Origin of the sequence: Pseudomonas sp. P1.31 (genome assembly GCF_001269815.1) — a bacterium.
In the GTDB taxonomy this organism is placed as follows: domain Bacteria; phylum Pseudomonadota; class Gammaproteobacteria; order Pseudomonadales; family Pseudomonadaceae; genus Aquipseudomonas; species Aquipseudomonas rustica.
This window is the reverse complement of sequence record NZ_LHVN01000019.1, coordinates 503886-520257: the sequence shown is the minus strand read 5'-3', so window position 1 is coordinate 520257 and position 16372 is coordinate 503886. Positions and strand designations below refer to the sequence as shown.

The 16372-nt window shown below is 59.5% G+C and carries 14 protein-coding genes; 3 read left to right on the top strand and 11 right to left on the bottom strand.

What is annotated here, in order from left to right:
* Window positions 1–35 precede the first annotated feature (35 nt).
* Window positions 36–1223 (top strand): pyridoxal phosphate-dependent aminotransferase, encoded by a 1188-nt coding sequence (locus AD669_RS13060; protein WP_053120326.1) that lies wholly within the window; start codon window positions 36–38, stop codon window positions 1221–1223.
* Between the two features lie 124 nt (window positions 1224–1347).
* On the opposite strand, the gene AD669_RS13055 is transcribed toward AD669_RS13060, so the two are convergent.
* The 11 genes from AD669_RS13055 to AD669_RS13005 form a co-directional block, all read right to left on the bottom strand.
* The gene (locus AD669_RS13055) at window positions 1348–2325 is read right to left on the bottom strand and encodes a D-glycerate dehydrogenase (RefSeq protein WP_053120324.1); all 978 of its coding nucleotides are present in this window, start codon (window positions 2323–2325) and stop codon (window positions 1348–1350) included.
* A 13-nt stretch (window positions 2326–2338) separates the two neighbouring features.
* Window positions 2339–3637: an MFS transporter gene (locus AD669_RS13050; RefSeq protein ID WP_053120322.1), complete on the bottom strand. Its 1299-nt coding sequence runs from the start codon at window positions 3635–3637 to the stop codon at window positions 2339–2341.
* Window positions 3638–3752: 115 nt separating this feature from the next.
* The gene (locus tag AD669_RS13045) at window positions 3753–4727 is read right to left on the bottom strand and encodes a sugar kinase (RefSeq protein ID WP_053120320.1); all 975 of its coding nucleotides are present in this window, start codon (window positions 4725–4727) and stop codon (window positions 3753–3755) included.
* Window positions 4720–5502, bottom strand: a complete 783-nt coding sequence (locus tag AD669_RS13040; RefSeq protein WP_053120318.1) for a sugar phosphate isomerase/epimerase — start codon at window positions 5500–5502, stop codon at window positions 4720–4722. Before AD669_RS13040 ends, AD669_RS13045 begins: the two co-directional genes overlap by 8 nt.
* 154 nt (window positions 5503–5656) lie before the next feature.
* Window positions 5657–6685 carry a LacI family DNA-binding transcriptional regulator gene (locus AD669_RS13035; RefSeq protein WP_053120317.1) on the bottom strand — a complete coding sequence of 343 codons (1029 nt, stop codon included), beginning with the start codon at window positions 6683–6685 and terminating at the stop codon, window positions 5657–5659.
* Between the two features lie 135 nt (window positions 6686–6820).
* Window positions 6821–7429, bottom strand: coding sequence for a LysE family translocator (locus AD669_RS13030; protein ID WP_053120316.1), 609 nt, complete (start codon window positions 7427–7429; stop codon window positions 6821–6823).
* A gap of 37 nt (window positions 7430–7466) precedes the next feature.
* On the bottom strand, window positions 7467–8321 hold the full coding sequence (locus tag AD669_RS13025) for an AraC family transcriptional regulator (RefSeq protein ID WP_053120315.1): 855 nt from the start codon (window positions 8319–8321) through the stop codon (window positions 7467–7469).
* 75 nt (window positions 8322–8396) lie between these two features.
* Window positions 8397–9038, bottom strand: coding sequence for a DUF1345 domain-containing protein (locus AD669_RS13020; RefSeq protein ID WP_053120314.1), 642 nt, complete (start codon window positions 9036–9038; stop codon window positions 8397–8399).
* A gap of 138 nt (window positions 9039–9176) precedes the next feature.
* A complete protein-coding gene (locus AD669_RS13015; RefSeq protein ID WP_053120312.1) occupies window positions 9177–9596 on the bottom strand; it encodes a hypothetical protein in 420 nt (139 codons plus the stop codon).
* A 134-nt stretch (window positions 9597–9730) separates the two neighbouring features.
* The gene (locus tag AD669_RS13010) at window positions 9731–12832 is read right to left on the bottom strand and encodes an efflux RND transporter permease subunit (RefSeq protein WP_053120310.1); all 3102 of its coding nucleotides are present in this window, start codon (window positions 12830–12832) and stop codon (window positions 9731–9733) included.
* Window positions 12833–12847: 15 nt separating this feature from the next.
* Window positions 12848–14005: an efflux RND transporter periplasmic adaptor subunit gene (locus AD669_RS13005; protein ID WP_053120308.1), complete on the bottom strand. Its 1158-nt coding sequence runs from the start codon at window positions 14003–14005 to the stop codon at window positions 12848–12850.
* A gap of 275 nt (window positions 14006–14280) precedes the next feature.
* On the opposite strand from AD669_RS13005, the gene AD669_RS13000 reads away from it, so the two are divergent.
* Together AD669_RS13000 and AD669_RS12995 are read left to right on the top strand one after the other, a co-directional pair.
* Window positions 14281–14982 carry a response regulator transcription factor gene (locus AD669_RS13000; RefSeq protein ID WP_053120306.1) on the top strand — a complete coding sequence of 234 codons (702 nt, stop codon included), beginning with the start codon at window positions 14281–14283 and terminating at the stop codon, window positions 14980–14982.
* 4 nt (window positions 14983–14986) lie between these two features.
* Entirely contained in the window at window positions 14987–16288 is a 1302-nt protein-coding gene (locus tag AD669_RS12995; protein WP_053120304.1) for an ATP-binding protein, read from the top strand.
* Window positions 16289–16372: the final 84 nt, after the last annotated feature.

Here is a 16372-nt window from a genome sequence, read left to right as displayed (position 1 = left end):
GTGAAGGCTGGAATCCGCGCCATCAGGAGACGTACATGCGCTATTCAGCCTTGACCCAACGAATCGCCGGGGAAGGAGCCGCTGCCTGGCAGATTCACGACCGCGCGCTGGAGCTACGCGCCGAGGGGGTCGATGTTTTGTTGTTGAGTGTGGGCGATCCGGATTTCGATACGCCGTTGCCGATCATTCACGGCGCCATCGACAGTTTGTTGGCCGGCGACACGCATTATTCCGAAGTGCGTGGCCGTACGGCGTTGCGCAAGTTGATTGCCGAGCGGCATCGGCGGCGCAGTGGTCAGGCCGTCGATGCTGACAATGTGATCGTCATGCCCGGTGCGCAATGTGCGGTGTATTCGGTGGCGCAATGTCTGCTGGATCCCGGCGACGAGGTGATTGTCGCTGAGCCGATGTACGTGACTTACGAAGGGGTGTTTGGTGCTTGCGGGGCGAAAGTCGTGCCAGTGCCGGTGCGGTCGGAGAACGGTTTTCGCGTGGATCCTGCCGATGTCGCTGCGCGCATTACACCGAAAACCCGCGCCATGTTGCTCAACAGTCCAAACAACCCCAGCGGCGCGAGCCTGTCTTTGCTGATCTGGCAGGAACTGGCGGCGCTGTGCATTCGTCATGATCTGTGGCTGATCAGTGACGAGGTTTACAGCGATCTGCTCTATGAAGGCGAGCACGTCAGCCCGGCGAGCCTGCCGGGCATGGCCGAGCGCACGGCGACGATCAATAGTCTGTCGAAATCCCATGCGATGACCGGGTGGCGCATCGGTTGGACGATCGGGCCTAAGTCGTTGGCCGAGCATTTGGTCAATTTGTCGTTGAGCATGTTGTTCGGGCTGCCGGACTTTGTGCAGAAAGCCGCAGAAGTGGCGTTGGCGACGGATCTGCCGGAGGTGACGCAGATGCGCGAGGAATATCGTTTGCGCCGGGATCTGGTCTGCGATCGCTTGCGCGGATGCCCGGGTTTGCACCCGATCCGGCCGGATGGCGGGATGTTTGTGATGGTCGATGTGCGCCAGACCGGATTGGGTGCGCAGGCGTTTGCTTCGCAGTTGCTAGAAGGTTATGGGGTGTCGGTGTTGGCCGGTGAAGCGTTCGGGCCGAGTGCGGCGGGGCATATTCGCATTGGGTTGGTGGTCGATCGGGTGAAACTGGCGGATGCGTGTGCACGGATTGCGCTGTGTGCGGCGCAGCTTTTACAGGTACGCAGTGCCTGATGGATTTGTGTTGCTTTCACCGGCCTCTTCGCGAGCAAGTTTTGCTCCTACAGGTGCAATGCTGATCTGCTTTTGTAGGAGCAGAGCTTGCTCGCGAAGGCGGCCTTGAAAAAGCTACAAAACCTCAGCCCTGCCAGGCCGATGGATTCACCAGATTCGCCGGTCTCTGCCCAGCCAATGCCGCCAGCAGATTCTCCACCGCACACCGCGCCATCGCCTCGCGCGTTTCATGCGTGGCCGAACCCATGTGCGGCGTTGCCACCACATTACTGAGCTGCAACAACGGCGAATCATGATTGAGCGGCTCTCGCTCAAACACATCCAGCCCCGCCGCACGAATGCGGTTGTTGCGCAGCGCATCAATCATCGCCGTCTCATCAACTACCTTGCCCCGCGAGATGTTGATGAAAATGCTCTCTGGCCGCATCAACGCAAACTGCTCAACACCGATCAAGCCTTCGGTCTGCGCCGTCAGCGGCAAGGTCAGGCAAATGAAATCGGCTTGCTGCAACAAGTCTTCAAGGCTTCGATACTGCGCAGCAAATCGCGCCTCAACCGCCGGTTTACACGAATTGCTGTGATAGATCACCGGCATGCCAAAACCGAAATGCCCGCGCTGCGCCAACGCTTCACCGATGCGGCCCATGCCGATAATCCCCAGCGTCTTGCCGTGCACATCGGTGCCGAAATGCGCCGGGCCGATGTTGCGACTCCATTGACCACCGCGCACCATGTTCGCCAGTTCCACCACGCGGCGAGCGGCGGCGAGAATCAGGGCGAAACCGGTGTCGGCGGTGGTTTCGGTGAGGACATCCGGGGTGTTGGTCAGCAGGATCTTTCGCTGGCTCAGGTAGTCGATGTCGTAGTTGTCGACGCCCACCGAAACACTGGCGATGGCCTCCAGTTGCGGCGCCAGATCAAGCAGCGCCGCATCCAGTTTCAGACTGGCGCCGAGCAAACCCTGGGCGCGGGGCAGGGCATCGCGCAGTTGCATGAGGCCGTCGGCATCGAGGCTGTTGATCAGCGTCACTTCGCACTGCCCTTGCAGGCGCGCCATCAGCGCGGGCGACAGTTTTTTGTACAACACGACGTGTTTTTTCATGGCAGAAATCTCTTCAGGAGTGAGCCGGCACGGCTCGCGTGGCCACGGCTTTGGCGACGACGCGATCACTGGCGCCGGGCTTGAGGAAAATCGTCAGCACCACCGACAGCAGCAACGCGCCGCTCATCAACAAATACGAGGCGCCGGGCGAACCGGTGGAGCTGTTCAGGTAACCGACCAGGTACGAGCCGCCGAACGAGCCGAGCGCACCCATGCTGTTGATCAACGCCATCGCGCCGCCCGCGACATTGGCCGGCAGAATCTCTGGAACGATTGCGAAGAAAGGCCCGTAAGGCGCGTACATGCAGGCGCCGGCGATCACCAGCAACGTGTACGACCACCAGAAATGTTCCGCGCCCAAGGCGTAGGAACCGTAGAACGCAATGGAGGCAATCAGCAGCGGCGGCCAGACGAAGCGTTTGCGCTTTTGCAGTTTGTCCGAGCCCCACGACACCACCAGCATGCCGATCACCGCGGCCAGATATGGCAGCGCCGACAGCCAGCCGGCCTCGATCATGTCCATTTCTGCGCCAGCCTTGAGGATCGACGGCAGCCACAACACAAAACCGTAGACGCCAATGCTCCAGCAGAAAAACTGCAGCGCGAGAATGATGACTTTTGGCGAACGGAACGCTTCGGCGTAGTTTTTCACCGCTTTGATGCCGACCTGTTCGGCGGCGAGGGCGCTTTCGAGATCGTGCTTTTCCTCGTCGCTGAGCCACTTGGCCTGGGACGGACGATCATCGGCCAGACGCCACCAGATAAATGCCCAAAGCACCGCCGGCAGACCTTCAATGATGAACATCCAGCGCCAGCTGAAATGCTGCACCAGATAGCCCGACACCACCGACATCCACAGCATGGTCACCGGGTTGCCGAGGATCAGAAAGGTGTTGGCGCGCGAGCGTTCGGCACGGGTAAACCAGTGGCACAGGTAGACCAGCATCGCCGGCATGACGGCGGCTTCGACCACGCCGAGCATGAAGCGGATGACGATCAGCCAGTAAGCGTTGGAGACCACACCGGTCAACGTGGCGAGGCCGCCCCAGAGGATCAGACTGACGAAAATCAGCTTCTTCACGCTGTGTTTTTGCGCGTAAATCGCGCCCGGTACCTGGAAGAAAAAGTAACCGAGGAAGAACAGTGCACCGAGTAGCGAGGACAGGCCCGGGGTGATCATCAGGTCGGCGGCCATGCCCGAAGCAGCGGCAAAACCGTAGTTGGCGCGATCGAGATACGCCAGGCTGTAGGTGATGAACACGATGGGCATGATGTACCACCAGCGACGGGCGGCGAGGGTTGCGGTTTTCATGGCGTTGCTCCTGAGCTTGTTGTTTTTGTCGCAGCAGGTAACGGATCAAAATGTGTGGTGAGTCAACCGACGCCTTCGCGAGCAAGCTCTGCTCCTACAAAGGCGAACGCACGCCTTACCCTTGTAGGAGCAAAGCTTGCTCGCGATTAGCGGTTTCAAATTCAACGGATAATTCAAGGCGAGTCGGCAAACCCTCCATATCCCCGCGACTCTGCACCGCTCGACTGCCAATCCAGTTCGCCCGCTGCACCGCCTCGGCAAAACTCTGATGCTCGAGCAAAGCGCTGATCATCCCGACCGCAAAACCGTCACCGGCGCCGACCGTATCGACCACCTGCGCCACCGGCACACCGTCGACAAAACCCTGAGTCTGCTGCGTACGGTAATAGGCACCCTGCGGGCCGAGTTTGATCGCTACAGCTTCTGCACCCTGATCGAGATAGAACGCGGCAATGTCCGCCGGATCATCAAACCCGGTGAGCAAACGACCTTCGCTCAACCCCGGCAGCACCCAGTGGGCGAGGGCGGCGAGGCGGTTGATCTCGCTGATCATCTCGCGCTCGCTGGCCCACAGGCTTGGGCGCAGGTTGGGATCGAACGACACGCTGCGCCCGGCATTGCGCATGCGCGTCATCAGTTCGAAGGACATTTCCCGTGCCGTGGCGGACAGCGCTGGCGGAATGCCGGTGGCGTGCAGATGGCGGGCACTGAGCAGCGTTTCGTTGATCGAACGCGGCGATAAGTGACTGGCCGCCGAACCGCGACGGAAGTACTCGACCTGCGGATCGCTGCCATCGTCACTGCGCGACTTGAACTGAAACCCGGTCGGGTGTTGCGGATCGACCGCGACATGGCCGCAATCCAGACCTTCATTGGCCAGCGTCTGCACCACGAAGCGACCGAGCGAATCATTGCCGACACGGCTCAGCCACGCGACGTTGAAACCCAGCCGCGACAGGCCGATGGCGACGTTACTGTCGGCGCCGGCAATGCGCTTGTGAAACTGTTCGACGGTGGCCAGATCACCGCTCTGCTCAGCGACCAGCATCGCCATGGTTTCGCCGAACGAGAGAATATCGATCTCAGACATGAGCAGGCTCCAGACGGGATTGGCCGAGGCGGGCGAGGGCGGCGACGTGTTCAGTGGTCAGTTGCACCAGGTCTTCGCCTTGCAGCGGGTATTCAGCGGCGCGCATAACGCCTTGGGCCATGTGCCGCAGCAGTTGTTCCCACACGTGCAGGTCGGTGGCGGCGGGCGGCACGGCGACCAGTTTGCCGTCGGCGCGGCGGGCCACGGCTTTGCAATGCACGTAACCGACGTGGCGCCCGAGCAGCCGCGCGGCGCTGGCGGCGGACTGGTCTTGCCACTGCCAGTTGCCGATGTCGAAGGTCATCTTGATCGGCAGGTTGTGCTGTTCGACGGCGGTGAAAAAACGTTGAAACGGCTCGATGCGACCGCCGTGCAGGGTTTGATCGTTCTCGACCAGCAGTTGCACCGGACTCTGTTGCAGACGCTGGGCCAAGGCTTGCAGGTCGTTGGTGTCGGTGAAGTAGCCGAGGGAGACCTTCAGCCATTTCGAACCGAACGCTTCAGCGTGTTGCAGCGCGTTGATCAGCTCCGGGTTGGGCTGCGCGTGGCCGGCGAGCCACAGTTCGGTCGGTGAGGAATAGATGCTTTGCAGGCCTAGAACCTGAGTGGCTTCGGCGAGTTGCGCGGGGACTTCACGGGTGAGCAATTCCTCGCGCCACTCGATGCGATCGGCACCGGCGGCGGCCAGAACGTCGATGAAAAAGTCTTGTCCGCGCTGGCGCACGAGCTCGGCACCGTAGCTGGACAGGCTGATGGAAACGGCGGGTTTATTCATTGTTATTGACCTCTGAAACCGGTTTCATTTTTGTTCAAAAAAATATCAGGTGGTTTTGTGGTGTTTTATAGGGCCTCTTCGCGAGCAAGCTTTGCTCCTACGGGAGATACAGCCCGCTTTTGTAGGAGCTGAGCTTGCTCGCGAAGACGTCAGATCAAACACCACCGTCCCCATAGGTAGACCCACGCTCAACCAACACCGGCGCAAAATCCAGCACCCGCGCCGCCGCATCATCCCCACGCAAGCGCTTGAGCAAACACTCAAACGCCCGCGCGCCAATCTCTTCAGTGGGCTGGGCCAGCGCAGTAATTCCGCTGCCCACCAATGGATACCAATCCAGATCATCCAGCGCGATCAGCCCGACATCCTCAAACAAGCGGCAGCCGATTTCCTTCAACGCGCGGGTGCTGGCCAACGCCGCCACGCCATTGGCGCAGAACAGCGCTTTAGGGCCGGCAGATGAAGTTTTCAAAAAGGTTTGCAGTTCGGCGGCAAGGTCATCGGAGGTTTCCAATACCGCGCCAGTCAGCTTCGAGCGCTGGGCGATCTGTTGCTGAAAACTGCTGACTCGTTCAATCCGCGAACTGGTGCCGTCGTAGGGCTCAGTCACCAGCAGCACCTCTTGATAGCCGCGTTGCTCAAGGTGGGTGAGGGCCATTTCCACGGCGTGCGGGTTGTTCAACCCGACCATGTCGCTGTCGAGCCCGTCGACTTTGCGATCCACCAGTACCATCGGCATTTCACGGTGCAGTTCGTGCAATTCGTCGCGATGATGACCCAGGGTGTTCACGATCAAGCCTTCGATGTTGTAAGAGCGCAGCAGCGCCAGGTGCTGGCGTTCCTGCTCGTCATCGCGGTCGGTGTTGCACACCACCAGGCTGTAGCCGTGGGCACGGCAGGCGGTTTCCACCCCGTGCATCACGGCAATTGAATAAGGGTTGCGGATATCGGCGACGAGCATGCCGATCAGACGTGTGCGTCCACGTTTCAGGCCGCGTGCCATTTGATTCGGGCGATAGCCGAGTTCGTCGATTGCCTGTTCGATGCGCAGGGCAATGGCATCGGAGAGCAGGGCGCGATCTTCGCCGATGAAGCGCGAGACACTGGCCTTGGAAACACCAGCGCGCTCGGCAACATCAAGCATGGTCACGCGGCTGCGCTGGGCGGCGGAAAAGTCGTTCACGGTCTGAAACCTTGTTATTGGATTTATAGGTTCAGTCGCTGTGAGAGGCGCTGAAACCGGTTTCAGGAAACACCAGAATCAAATCGTCCGTCAAGTAAATGATCGCCGCGCGGTGTATGAGCACCGACGAGCGGCTTAAATCAACACGCTCAGCCATGCCGAACAGAGCAACAGAACCGCCATCAAACGGTTGAACCGTTGCAACGCGCGCGGTGAGCGCAACCATCGCGCAGAGCCGGCGCCGAGCAGCGCCCAGATGCCCAAACAAGGAAGCGAGATCAGGAAAAACAGCAGTGACAGGATCACCACATGCGCCAATCGGGCTTCACCGTTGTCGGCAAAAACGCTGACCACGGCCAACGCCATCATCCAGGTCTTCGGATTGATCAATTGCAAACTGGCCGCTCCCGTCAGCCCTAATCGAGCCCCTGTTTTTTGTGTATTCAATTCGACGGCGGGCGCACGGAAAATCTGCCAGGCCAGGTAACTCAGCCAGGCCACGCCGATCCACTGCATGGCTTTCTGTACGCCGGGTAATTCAGTCAACGCCGAGCCGGCGCCACTGCCGACCACCAACACCAGCAACGCCGCCGCTGCACAGGCGCCGAAAATGATTGGCAATGCGGCAACGAGACCGTAACGAGCGCTGTTGCTCAGCACCAGAATATTGGTCGGGCCGGGGGTAATCGAGGCGACAAACGCGAACAGCAGAAACGGCAGTAACGTCGGGAAAGTAGAGAGCATCGCAGGCAAACTCCGTTGAAGATCGATAAGCCGATCTTCAGTGCTTGCCCGCTGCCATGTCTGGAAGATTTGAGCAGCGATTGCGATACATCGCCGGGGTCAGGCCGTAAGCGCGAACGAACCAGCGACCGAGATGGCTTTGATCAGAAAAACCCAGTTCCACCGCCACCGCAGCCGGTTGTTCGCCGCTGGCTAGCAGGCGCCGCGCCTTGGCCAGACGCAATTGCACCAGATAGGCGTGGGGCGCCAGTCCATACGCAGCCTTGAAGGCGCGGGTCAGGCGAAAGCGGTCAACGCCGGTCGCGGCGGCAACTTGCTCCAGGCCAATGTCCTGATGCGCATGGGCATGCAGATAGTCGCGAGCCTTTTGCGCCACCAGCGGCAAGCGCGGATCAGCGCCGTAACGCGTGCGCCAGTGCAAATGGCGGGTGAGTTGGCCGAGCAGATTGTCCAGCGCAGTCTGGCGGACGATTTTCAGTTCGCCACCGTGCAGCGTCTGAAAGGCCATTTGCGTGGCCTGCATCAGTTGCGGATCGGTGATCAAGGTGTTGGCGAAACTCAGTTGACTATTGAGCGGAGCATCTTCGAACAGGGCGCCAAGTTCGCGTTCGATCCACACCGGATCGAGATACAGCATGCGATAGGTGAAGCCGCCCTCGGTGGGCGCGTCGCCGTCATGGATATCGCCCGGCTCTAGCAGAAACACTTTGCCCGGCGTGCTCTGGTGCTTCGTGCGCCGACAGTTGAATTGCTGCACGCCTTGTTCGGTGATGCCGACCAGATAGCTGTCGTGCCAATGCGGATCGTAAGCATGCCCCTTGAAATGCGCGCGCAGGGTCTCGATGCCGGTGTCGGCATCCTGGGCCAGATCGATCCAGTTTTGAGAGTCCATGCCGCACCTGTCGGGCAAAGTTTCGGGTAATTTAGCCCTGCTGTTGGCGAGGCGCCTAGAAGATTTGTGCAGCGCTCAACCGAACAGGCCGGCAGCAATGTTGATCGAGAAACCCAGAATCGCCGTGTTGAACACAAATCCGAGCAACGATTGCAACAGCACGATCTTGCGCAGTTGCCGGGTCGCCACGCCCACGTCAGACGTTTGTACCGCGACGCCGATGGTGAAGGAAAAGTACAAAAAATCCCAATAATTGGGCGTGGTCAACCCTTCGGCGAAGCGTAGCGCCGGCTCCTTGTCTTTGCAGGTGTAATACAGGCGCGCGTAATGCACACAGAAAATCACCCCGATCAGCAGCCACGAACCGATCACCGTTAGCGCGGTGAAGGCGTAGTGAATCAACTTGCGGTTGGTTTCCAGATCCTTGCTGCCCGCCAGTTCGAAGGTGATGGTGGCAAGGCTGGCCATGGCGGCGATGCAGACGACGAACAACACCAGTGCGGCGTTCTCGTCTTCGACTTCGGCGATGCGCTGGACGTCAGGCGCTTTCGCACGGATTGTCAGCCAGAGCATCAGAACCAGATACGTCCAGACGCCGGCGTTCCAGCCAATGAGGATTTTACTGACGATGGAATCGGCGGGGGCCAGAAGTCCGGTAGCGAGACCGACCAGTGCGGCGGCGGACAGGCGAGGATGGGTGCGGGCAAGAAAGCGCATGAGGACTCACGTTAGCGAACTGTCCCAGCACCATAGCGCACGCCAGAGGGCTTTTGTAGGAGCTGCCGCAGGCTGCGATCTTTTGACCCTGGTTCGAAAAGATCAAAAGATCGCAGCCTGCGGCAGCTCCTGCATTAATCACGCGCCAATCGATACATCGCCTTTGTCGACGGTGGCTTTCTTACCTTCGGGATTAACACCCTCGAATTCGAAAACTGCTTTCAATGTGCTCGCGGTAGGATCCTCCTTGATATCGATCTCGCCACTGACGGCTTTATAAGGGCCCAAGCTATTTTCAGACGACGTTGCGAAAGACATGTAAATGCCTGATTTGCCATTCAGCAGATACTTACCGGCTTTGGTGGTCTCGGGGAACGAAATATTGACCTGGACAAGATCGCTCGGATCCCAGAAGAAGTGAAAGGCCTGGTAGTAAAACGTGCCTCCACTCTGATTAGTGGTGACATCTTGGGAGTTGAATGCGTATGACCGGCTTGAGGTCTTGATTTCAGCCTTAAGTTTCCCCGTCACTTTTTTATCGTTTTTCCCGTTGCTCATGGCAGCTTCCCTTTGCAGAACACTGAATGGTTTGTTGGATCCCCTTCAGATTCTCCCGCCAGAGCAGGCAAATCTACTGTCAGACTTGACAGTAGATTTGCCTTTGAATCGGTTATAACCTCGCGGGCGGAAACTTATTTTTTGCTGGCGTGAGGTCGTTTGACCAACTTCATCACCACAACAAAAAACACCGGCACGAAAATCACCGCCAACGTCGCGGTGATCATCCCGCCAATCACCCCCGTCCCGATCGCCTGCTGACTCGCCGAACTCGCGCCGGTCGCTATCGCCAACGGCACTACACCGAGAATGAACGCCAGCGAAGTCATCACAATCGGCCGCAGACGCAGTCGTGCCGCCTGCAACGTCGCGTCGATCAGGTCATGCCCCTCGTCATACAGGCTCTTGGCGAACTCGATGATCAGGATCGCGTTCTTCGCCGACAGACCAATAATGGTGATCAGACCGACCTTGAAGAACACATCGTTGGGCATGCCGCGCAGCGTCACCGCCAGTACTGCGCCGAGTACACCAAGCGGCACTACCAGCAACACCGAAGTCGGAATCGACCAGCTCTCGTAAAGCGCCGCCAGACACAGGAACACAATCAGCAGCGACAACCCGAGCAGTATCGGCGCCTGACTGCCGGACAAACGCTCCTGCAACGACAGCCCCGTCCACTCCTGCCCCAAGCCTTTCGGGCCTTGCGCGACCAAGCGCTCAATCTCAGCCATGGCCTCACCGGTGCTGTGCCCCGGTGTCGGCTCACCGGAAATCGCAATCGCCGGATAACCGTTGTAACGCGTCAACTGCGCCGGGCCCTGAATCCATTTGGCCCGGACGAATGCCGACAATGGCACCATTTTTCCGGCGTTGTTGCGCACGTGCATTTTCAGCAAATCATCGACCTGACTGCGTTGATCACCTTCGGCCTGTACCACCACACGCTGCATACGACCCTGGTTGGGGAAATCGTTGATGTACGAGGAACCGACAGCCGTGGACAGCACGTTGCCGATATCCGCGAACGACACACCCAAGGCATTCGCCTGTTTACGGTCGACTTCAAGCTGTACTTGCGGCGCTTCAGCCAATGCGCTTTCGCGTACGTTCATCAACACCGGGCTTTTTTCCGCTGCGGCGAGCAACTCTGTCCGCGCCTGCATCAGCGTCGCGTGGCCGAGGCCGCCGCGATCCTGCAGGCGGAATTCGAAGCCGCTAGAGGTGCCCAGGCCATCGATTGGCGGCGGCAACACGGCAAACGCCATCGCATCCTTGATCTGGCTAAGGGCGGCGTTGGCGCGGTCGGCAATCGAACTGGCCGAGTCATCGTTGCCACGTTCAGACCAGTCCTTGAGTGTGCTGAACGCCAACGCGGCGTTCTGCCCGCTACCCGAGAAGCTGAAACCGAGAATCACCACGCTGTCGCTGATCCCGGGCTCGCCGGCGTTGTGCGCCTCGAACTGTTCGGCCACTTGCACCGTACGGTTCTTGGTAGCACCGGGCGGCAATTGGATGTCAGTAATGGTGTAACCCTGATCCTCAACCGGCAGGAACGAGGAGGGCAGGCGCATAAAGCACAGGCCCAGACCGACCAGCAGCACCACGTAAATCAGCAGATAACGACCGGTACGCTTGAGCGCATAGCCGACCCAGCCCTGATAACGCTCGGTCAGTTGCTCGAAACGGCGATTGAACCAGCCGAAGAATCCGCTTTTCTCGTGATGCTCGCCCTTGGCAATCGGCTTGAGCAAGGTCGCGCACAGCGCCGGGGTCAGGGTCAGGGCAAGAAACGCCGAGAACAGAATAGAGGTCGCCATCGACAGCGAGAACTGCTGGTAAATCACCCCGACCGAGCCCTGCATAAAGGCCATCGGAATAAACACAGCGACCAGCACCAGCGTAATGCCGATGATCGCGCCGGTGATCTGCGTCATCGCTTTGCGCGTGGCCTCCTTGGGCGATAAACCCTCGGTGGCCATGATCCGCTCGACGTTCTCCACCACGACAATGGCATCGTCGACCAGAATGCCGATGGCCAGCACCATGCCGAACATGGTCAGTACGTTGATCGAGAAACCCAGCGCCAACATGGTCGCGAAGGTACCCATCAATGCTACCGGCACCACTAGCGTCGGGATCAGCGTGTAGCGGATGTTTTGCAGAAACAGGAACATCACCGCAAACACCAGCAGCATCGCCTCGCCCAAGGTGTAAACCACTTTGGTGATCGAGACTTTCACGAATGGCGACGTGTCGTAGGGGATCTTGTATTCGACGCCGGCCGGGAAGTAGCGCGACAGCTCATCCATTTTCGCCCGCACCAGGGTTGCAGTGGCGAGTGCATTGGCGCCCGGCGACAACTGCACGCCGACAGCGGTGGACGGTTTGCCATTGAGGCGCGTGCCGAACTGGTATTCCTGACTGCCGATTTCAACTCGCGCCACATCGCCGATGCGCACGGTCGAACCGTCCGGATTGGCCTTGAGCACTATGTCGGCGAATTCTTCCGGGGTCGACAACTGGCCTTTGACCAGAATCGTCGCGGTGATTTCCTGGCTCGACGGGTTCGGCAAATCACCAATGCTGCCAGCGGAAACTTGAGCGTTTTGCGCGGTGATCGCGGCGTTAACGTCGGCCGGGGTCAGGTTGAAGCCGATCAGTTTCTGCGGATCGACCCAAATGCGCATGGCGCGTTCGGCGCCGTACAGCTGCGCCTTGCCGACGCCGTCCAGACGCTTGATCTCGTTCATCACGTTGCGCGCGAGGTAATCGCTGAGCGCTACGTCATCGAGCTTGCCGTCGCTGGACGTCAGGGTGATCAACAGCAGGAAGCCAGAAGAAACTTTCTCCACCTGCAAGCCTTGCTGATTCACCGCTTGCGGCAGACGCGACTCGACCACTTTCAGACGGTTTTGCACATCAACCTGTGCCAGCTCGGGATTAGTCCCCGGCTGGAACGTGGCTTTGATCGTCGCACTGCCGAGGCTGCTTTGCGATTCGAAGTACAACAGGTGATCGGCACCGTTGAGTTCTTCTTCGATCAGGCTGACCACGCTTTCATCGACGGTCTGCGCCGAGGCGCCGGGGTACACGGCATAGATTTCGATCTGTGGCGGTGCGACGTCGGGGTACTGCGCCACCGGTAATTGCGGGATGGCCAGCGCGCCGGCCAAGAGGATGAACAACGCGACCACCCAGGCAAACACCGGGCGGTCGATAAAGAACTGCGGCATATAAAAGCGTCCTGCTTACTGACCAGAGGTCTGGGCAAGTGGAAGAGGGGTGTCGTCGATCTGCACTTTCTCGCCGGGACGGGCGTGTTGCAGGCCTTCGATGACAATGCGGTCGCCGGGCTTGAGGCCGCCGGTGACGATCCAGCGATCGTTCTGCACCGCACCTAGTTGCACCGGTTGCAGGGCGACGCGCATTTGCTCATCGACCGTCAGCACCTGAGCGATACCGGCACTGTCACGTTGCACGGCGCGTTGCGGCACGGTCAGGCCATTGGCAATGGTTGCCTGCTCCAGACGCACGCGGACAAAACTGCCCGGCAGCAAATCGAGATCCGGGTTAGGGAATTCGCTGCGCAGGATGATCTGGCCAGTGCCCGGATCGACGGTGATATCAGCGAACAGCAACTTGCCCGGCAGTGGATAGAGGCTGCCGTCATCCTGAATCAGCGTGGCTTTGACCTGATCCTGACCGACCTGCTGCAACTGCCCGGAGCGGAACGCACGGCGCAGTTCATTGAGTTCACGGGTCGACTGAGTGACGTCGGCGTGAATCGGGTTGAGCTGCTGAATCAGCGCCAATGGCGTAGTTTCGTTCTGCCCGACCAGTGCGCCTTCCGTCACCAGCGCCCGACCAATACGACCGGAGATCGGCGCAGTGACGGTGGCGTAACCCAGACTCAGTTTCGCTCGTTCCACGGCAGCCTTGTTGGCCGCGACGTCCGCGGCGGTTTGGCGAGCGGTGGCGCGGGCGTTGTCGTAATCCTGAGCACTGATGGCCTTGTCGCCGATCAGCTGCGCATAACGCTGTTCCTGCAACTTGGCCTGAAACGCATTGGCCTCGGCCTTGCGCAGCGCGGCTTCGGCGCTGTCGAGGTCAGCCTTGAACGGCGCCGGGTCGATGCGGAACAGTACCTGACCTTTTTTCACGTCGCTGCCTTCGCGGAAGGTGCGTTCCAGCACCACTCCAGCCACCCGTGCACGCACCTCGGCGATACGCGGCGCGGCGATGCGGCCACTGAGTTCGCTGCTCAGCGTTAACGGGCGGGCTTCAAGGGTTTCGATGCGCACCGTGGCCGGCGGCGCCTGTTCTTCGGCGTTCGAAGATGAATCACACGCGCTCAGCGTCAGCGCAAATGCGATCAGGCCGAGCCCGGCCAGCAGTTTGTTCGACATGTACTACCCCCAATATTGATGCCCGCATCCTACGGACAGTCGCCGAGAGTAGCGGTGAAGCTTTGTAGGCGCTGTGTGAAATTGTGTAAGGGTTTTACTCAGGGACGGGTGAGGGCGTATATCCTTTAGCCCTTGAAATTTATTGCGACAGATGAACCGCCATCGCGAGCAGGCTCACTCCTACACTGTTCTGTGTTGACCACAAATCACTTGTAGGAGTGAGCCTGCTCGCGATTGGGATTTATCAGTCGCCACAGCACTTTTCTGGAACACCCATGCCCAACATCCTCCTGGTCGAAGACGACACCGCCCTCGCCGAACTGATTTCCAGCTACCTCGAACGCAACGGCTACAGCGTCAGCGTCATTGGCCGTGGCGATCACGTGCGTGAACGGGCGCGGATCAATCCGCCGGATCTGGTGATTCTCGACCTGATGCTGCCGGGGCTTGATGGCTTACAGGTCTGTCGCCTGCTGCGCGCCGACTCGGCGACGCTGCCGATCCTGATGCTCACCGCGCGCGATGACAGTCACGATCAAGTGCTCGGCCTGGAAATGGGCGCCGACGATTACGTCACCAAACCCTGCGAGCCGCGAGTCTTGCTCGCCCGCGTCCGTACGTTGTTACGGCGCAGCAGCCTCGGCGAACCGGTGACCGCCAACGACCGCATCCTCATGGGCAACCTGTGCATCGACCTGTCCGAGCGCACGGTGACCTGGCGCGATCAACCGGTGGAACTGTCCAGCGGCGAATACAACCTGTTGGTGGTGTTGGCCCGACATGCCGGCGAAGTGCTCAGCCGTGATCAGATCCTGCAACGCCTGCGCGGCATCGAATTCAACGGCACCGATCGCTCGGTGGACGTGGCGATTTCCAAGTTGCGTCGCAAGTTCGATGACCACGCCGGCGAGGCGCGCAAGATCAAAACCGTGTGGGGCAAGGGTTACCTGTTCAGCCGTTCGGAATGGGAATGCTGAGCTGATGTTTCGCATCCTGTTTCGCCTGTATCTGGTGACGATCATCTCGTACAGCGCGGCGATTTATCTGGTGCCGGATCTGGTGGTGATGGCGTTCCGCGAACGCTTTGTCACCTACAACCTCGATTATTCCCGTGGCCTGCAATCGCTGATCACCAAGCAGTTCCGCGCCGTGCCGCAAGATCAGTGGCCGGCGCTGGCGCAGTCGATGGACAAAGACTTTCAGCCGCTGCACATCGTCCTCGCCCGTATTGATAGCGCCGACTTCACCGCCATCGAGCAAGAGCGTCTGCGCCGTGGCGAAAACGTCGTGCGCATCGGTGATTGGGGCTGGCGCACGCTGGCGGTAGCACCGCTCAATGACGACGTTGCGGTGCAGATGGTGGTGCCGCCGGATCCGATGGATGTCAACTTGTTGTACTGGAGCATCAACGTGCTGATCGGTGCGTCGTTGCTCGCATGCCTGTTGCTGTGGTTGCGCCCGCACTGGCGCGATCTCGAACGCCTCAAGGGTACCGCCGAACGTTTCGGCAAAGGCCATTTGAGCGAGCGCACGAAGATCGCCCGCAGCTCGAACATCGGCAGTCTGGCCAATGTGTTCGACACCATGGCCGGCGACATAGAGAACCTGCTCAATCAGCAACGTGACCTGCTCAATGCGGTATCCCACGAATTGCGCACACCGTTGACGCGTCTGGATTTCGGCCTTGCGTTGGCCTTGTCCGATGATCTGCCGGCCGCCAGCCGCGAACGTCTGCAAGGGCTGGTCGCGCACATTCGTGAACTCGATGAACTGGTGCTGGAGTTGCTCTCCTACAGCCGCTTGCAGAACCCGGCGCAGTTGCCGGAACAGGTCGAAGTCTCGCTGGATGAGTTTATCGACAGCATTCTGGGCAGTGTTGATGAAGAACTGGAATCGCCGGAAATCGTCATCGACGTGTTGTTGCACGGGCAGCTTGAGCGTTTTTCGCTGGATCCGCGCCTGACTGCCAGGGCGATCCAGAACCTGCTGCGCAACGCCATGCGTTATTGCGAGAAACGCATTCAGATTGGCGTGCAGGTCAAGGATGAAGGTTGTGAAATCTGGGTCGACGATGACGGTATCGGGATTCCGGATGACGAGCGTGAGCGGATTTTCGAGCCGTTCTATCGCCTTGACCGCAGTCGTGATCGCGCTACGGGCGGATTTGGTCTCGGACTGGCAATCAGTCGCCGGGCACTGGAAGCGCAGGGCGGTTCTCTGACGGTAGAGGCTTCGCCGTTAGGTGGCGCTCGCTTTCGACTTTGGTTGCCTTCATTCAAGTGATTTTTGTCGGCGGTTGACCGCTGGTTGTTTAAACACCCCTGTCAGATCTGACAGTTGCGGCCTTTGGTGTTAGGGGATTTGATG

Bases quoted from the DNA above. Each gene is read 5' to 3' on its own strand.
- AD669_RS13060 (WP_053120326.1), top strand. From the start codon at position 36: ATGCGCTATTCAGCCTTGACCCAACGAATCGCCGGGGAAGGAGCCGCT.
- AD669_RS13055 (WP_053120324.1), bottom strand. From the start codon at position 2,325: ATGAAAAAACACGTCGTGTTGTACAAAAAACTGTCGCCCGCGCTGATG.
- AD669_RS13050 (WP_053120322.1), bottom strand. From the start codon at position 3,637: ATGAAAACCGCAACCCTCGCCGCCCGTCGCTGGTGGTACATCATGCCC.
- AD669_RS13045 (WP_053120320.1), bottom strand. From the start codon at position 4,727: ATGTCTGAGATCGATATTCTCTCGTTCGGCGAAACCATGGCGATGCTG.
- AD669_RS13040 (WP_053120318.1), bottom strand. From the start codon at position 5,502: ATGAATAAACCCGCCGTTTCCATCAGCCTGTCCAGCTACGGTGCCGAG.
- AD669_RS13030 (WP_053120316.1), bottom strand. From the start codon at position 7,429: ATGCTCTCTACTTTCCCGACGTTACTGCCGTTTCTGCTGTTCGCGTTT.
- AD669_RS13025 (WP_053120315.1), bottom strand. From the start codon at position 8,321: ATGGACTCTCAAAACTGGATCGATCTGGCCCAGGATGCCGACACCGGC.
- AD669_RS13020 (WP_053120314.1), bottom strand. From the start codon at position 9,038: ATGCGCTTTCTTGCCCGCACCCATCCTCGCCTGTCCGCCGCCGCACTG.
- AD669_RS13015 (WP_053120312.1), bottom strand. From the start codon at position 9,596: ATGAGCAACGGGAAAAACGATAAAAAAGTGACGGGGAAACTTAAGGCT.
- AD669_RS13010 (WP_053120310.1), bottom strand. From the start codon at position 12,832: ATGCCGCAGTTCTTTATCGACCGCCCGGTGTTTGCCTGGGTGGTCGCG.
- AD669_RS13005 (WP_053120308.1), bottom strand. From the start codon at position 14,005: ATGTCGAACAAACTGCTGGCCGGGCTCGGCCTGATCGCATTTGCGCTG.
- AD669_RS13000 (WP_053120306.1), top strand. From the start codon at position 14,281: ATGCCCAACATCCTCCTGGTCGAAGACGACACCGCCCTCGCCGAACTG.
- AD669_RS12995 (WP_053120304.1), top strand. From the start codon at position 14,987: ATGTTTCGCATCCTGTTTCGCCTGTATCTGGTGACGATCATCTCGTAC.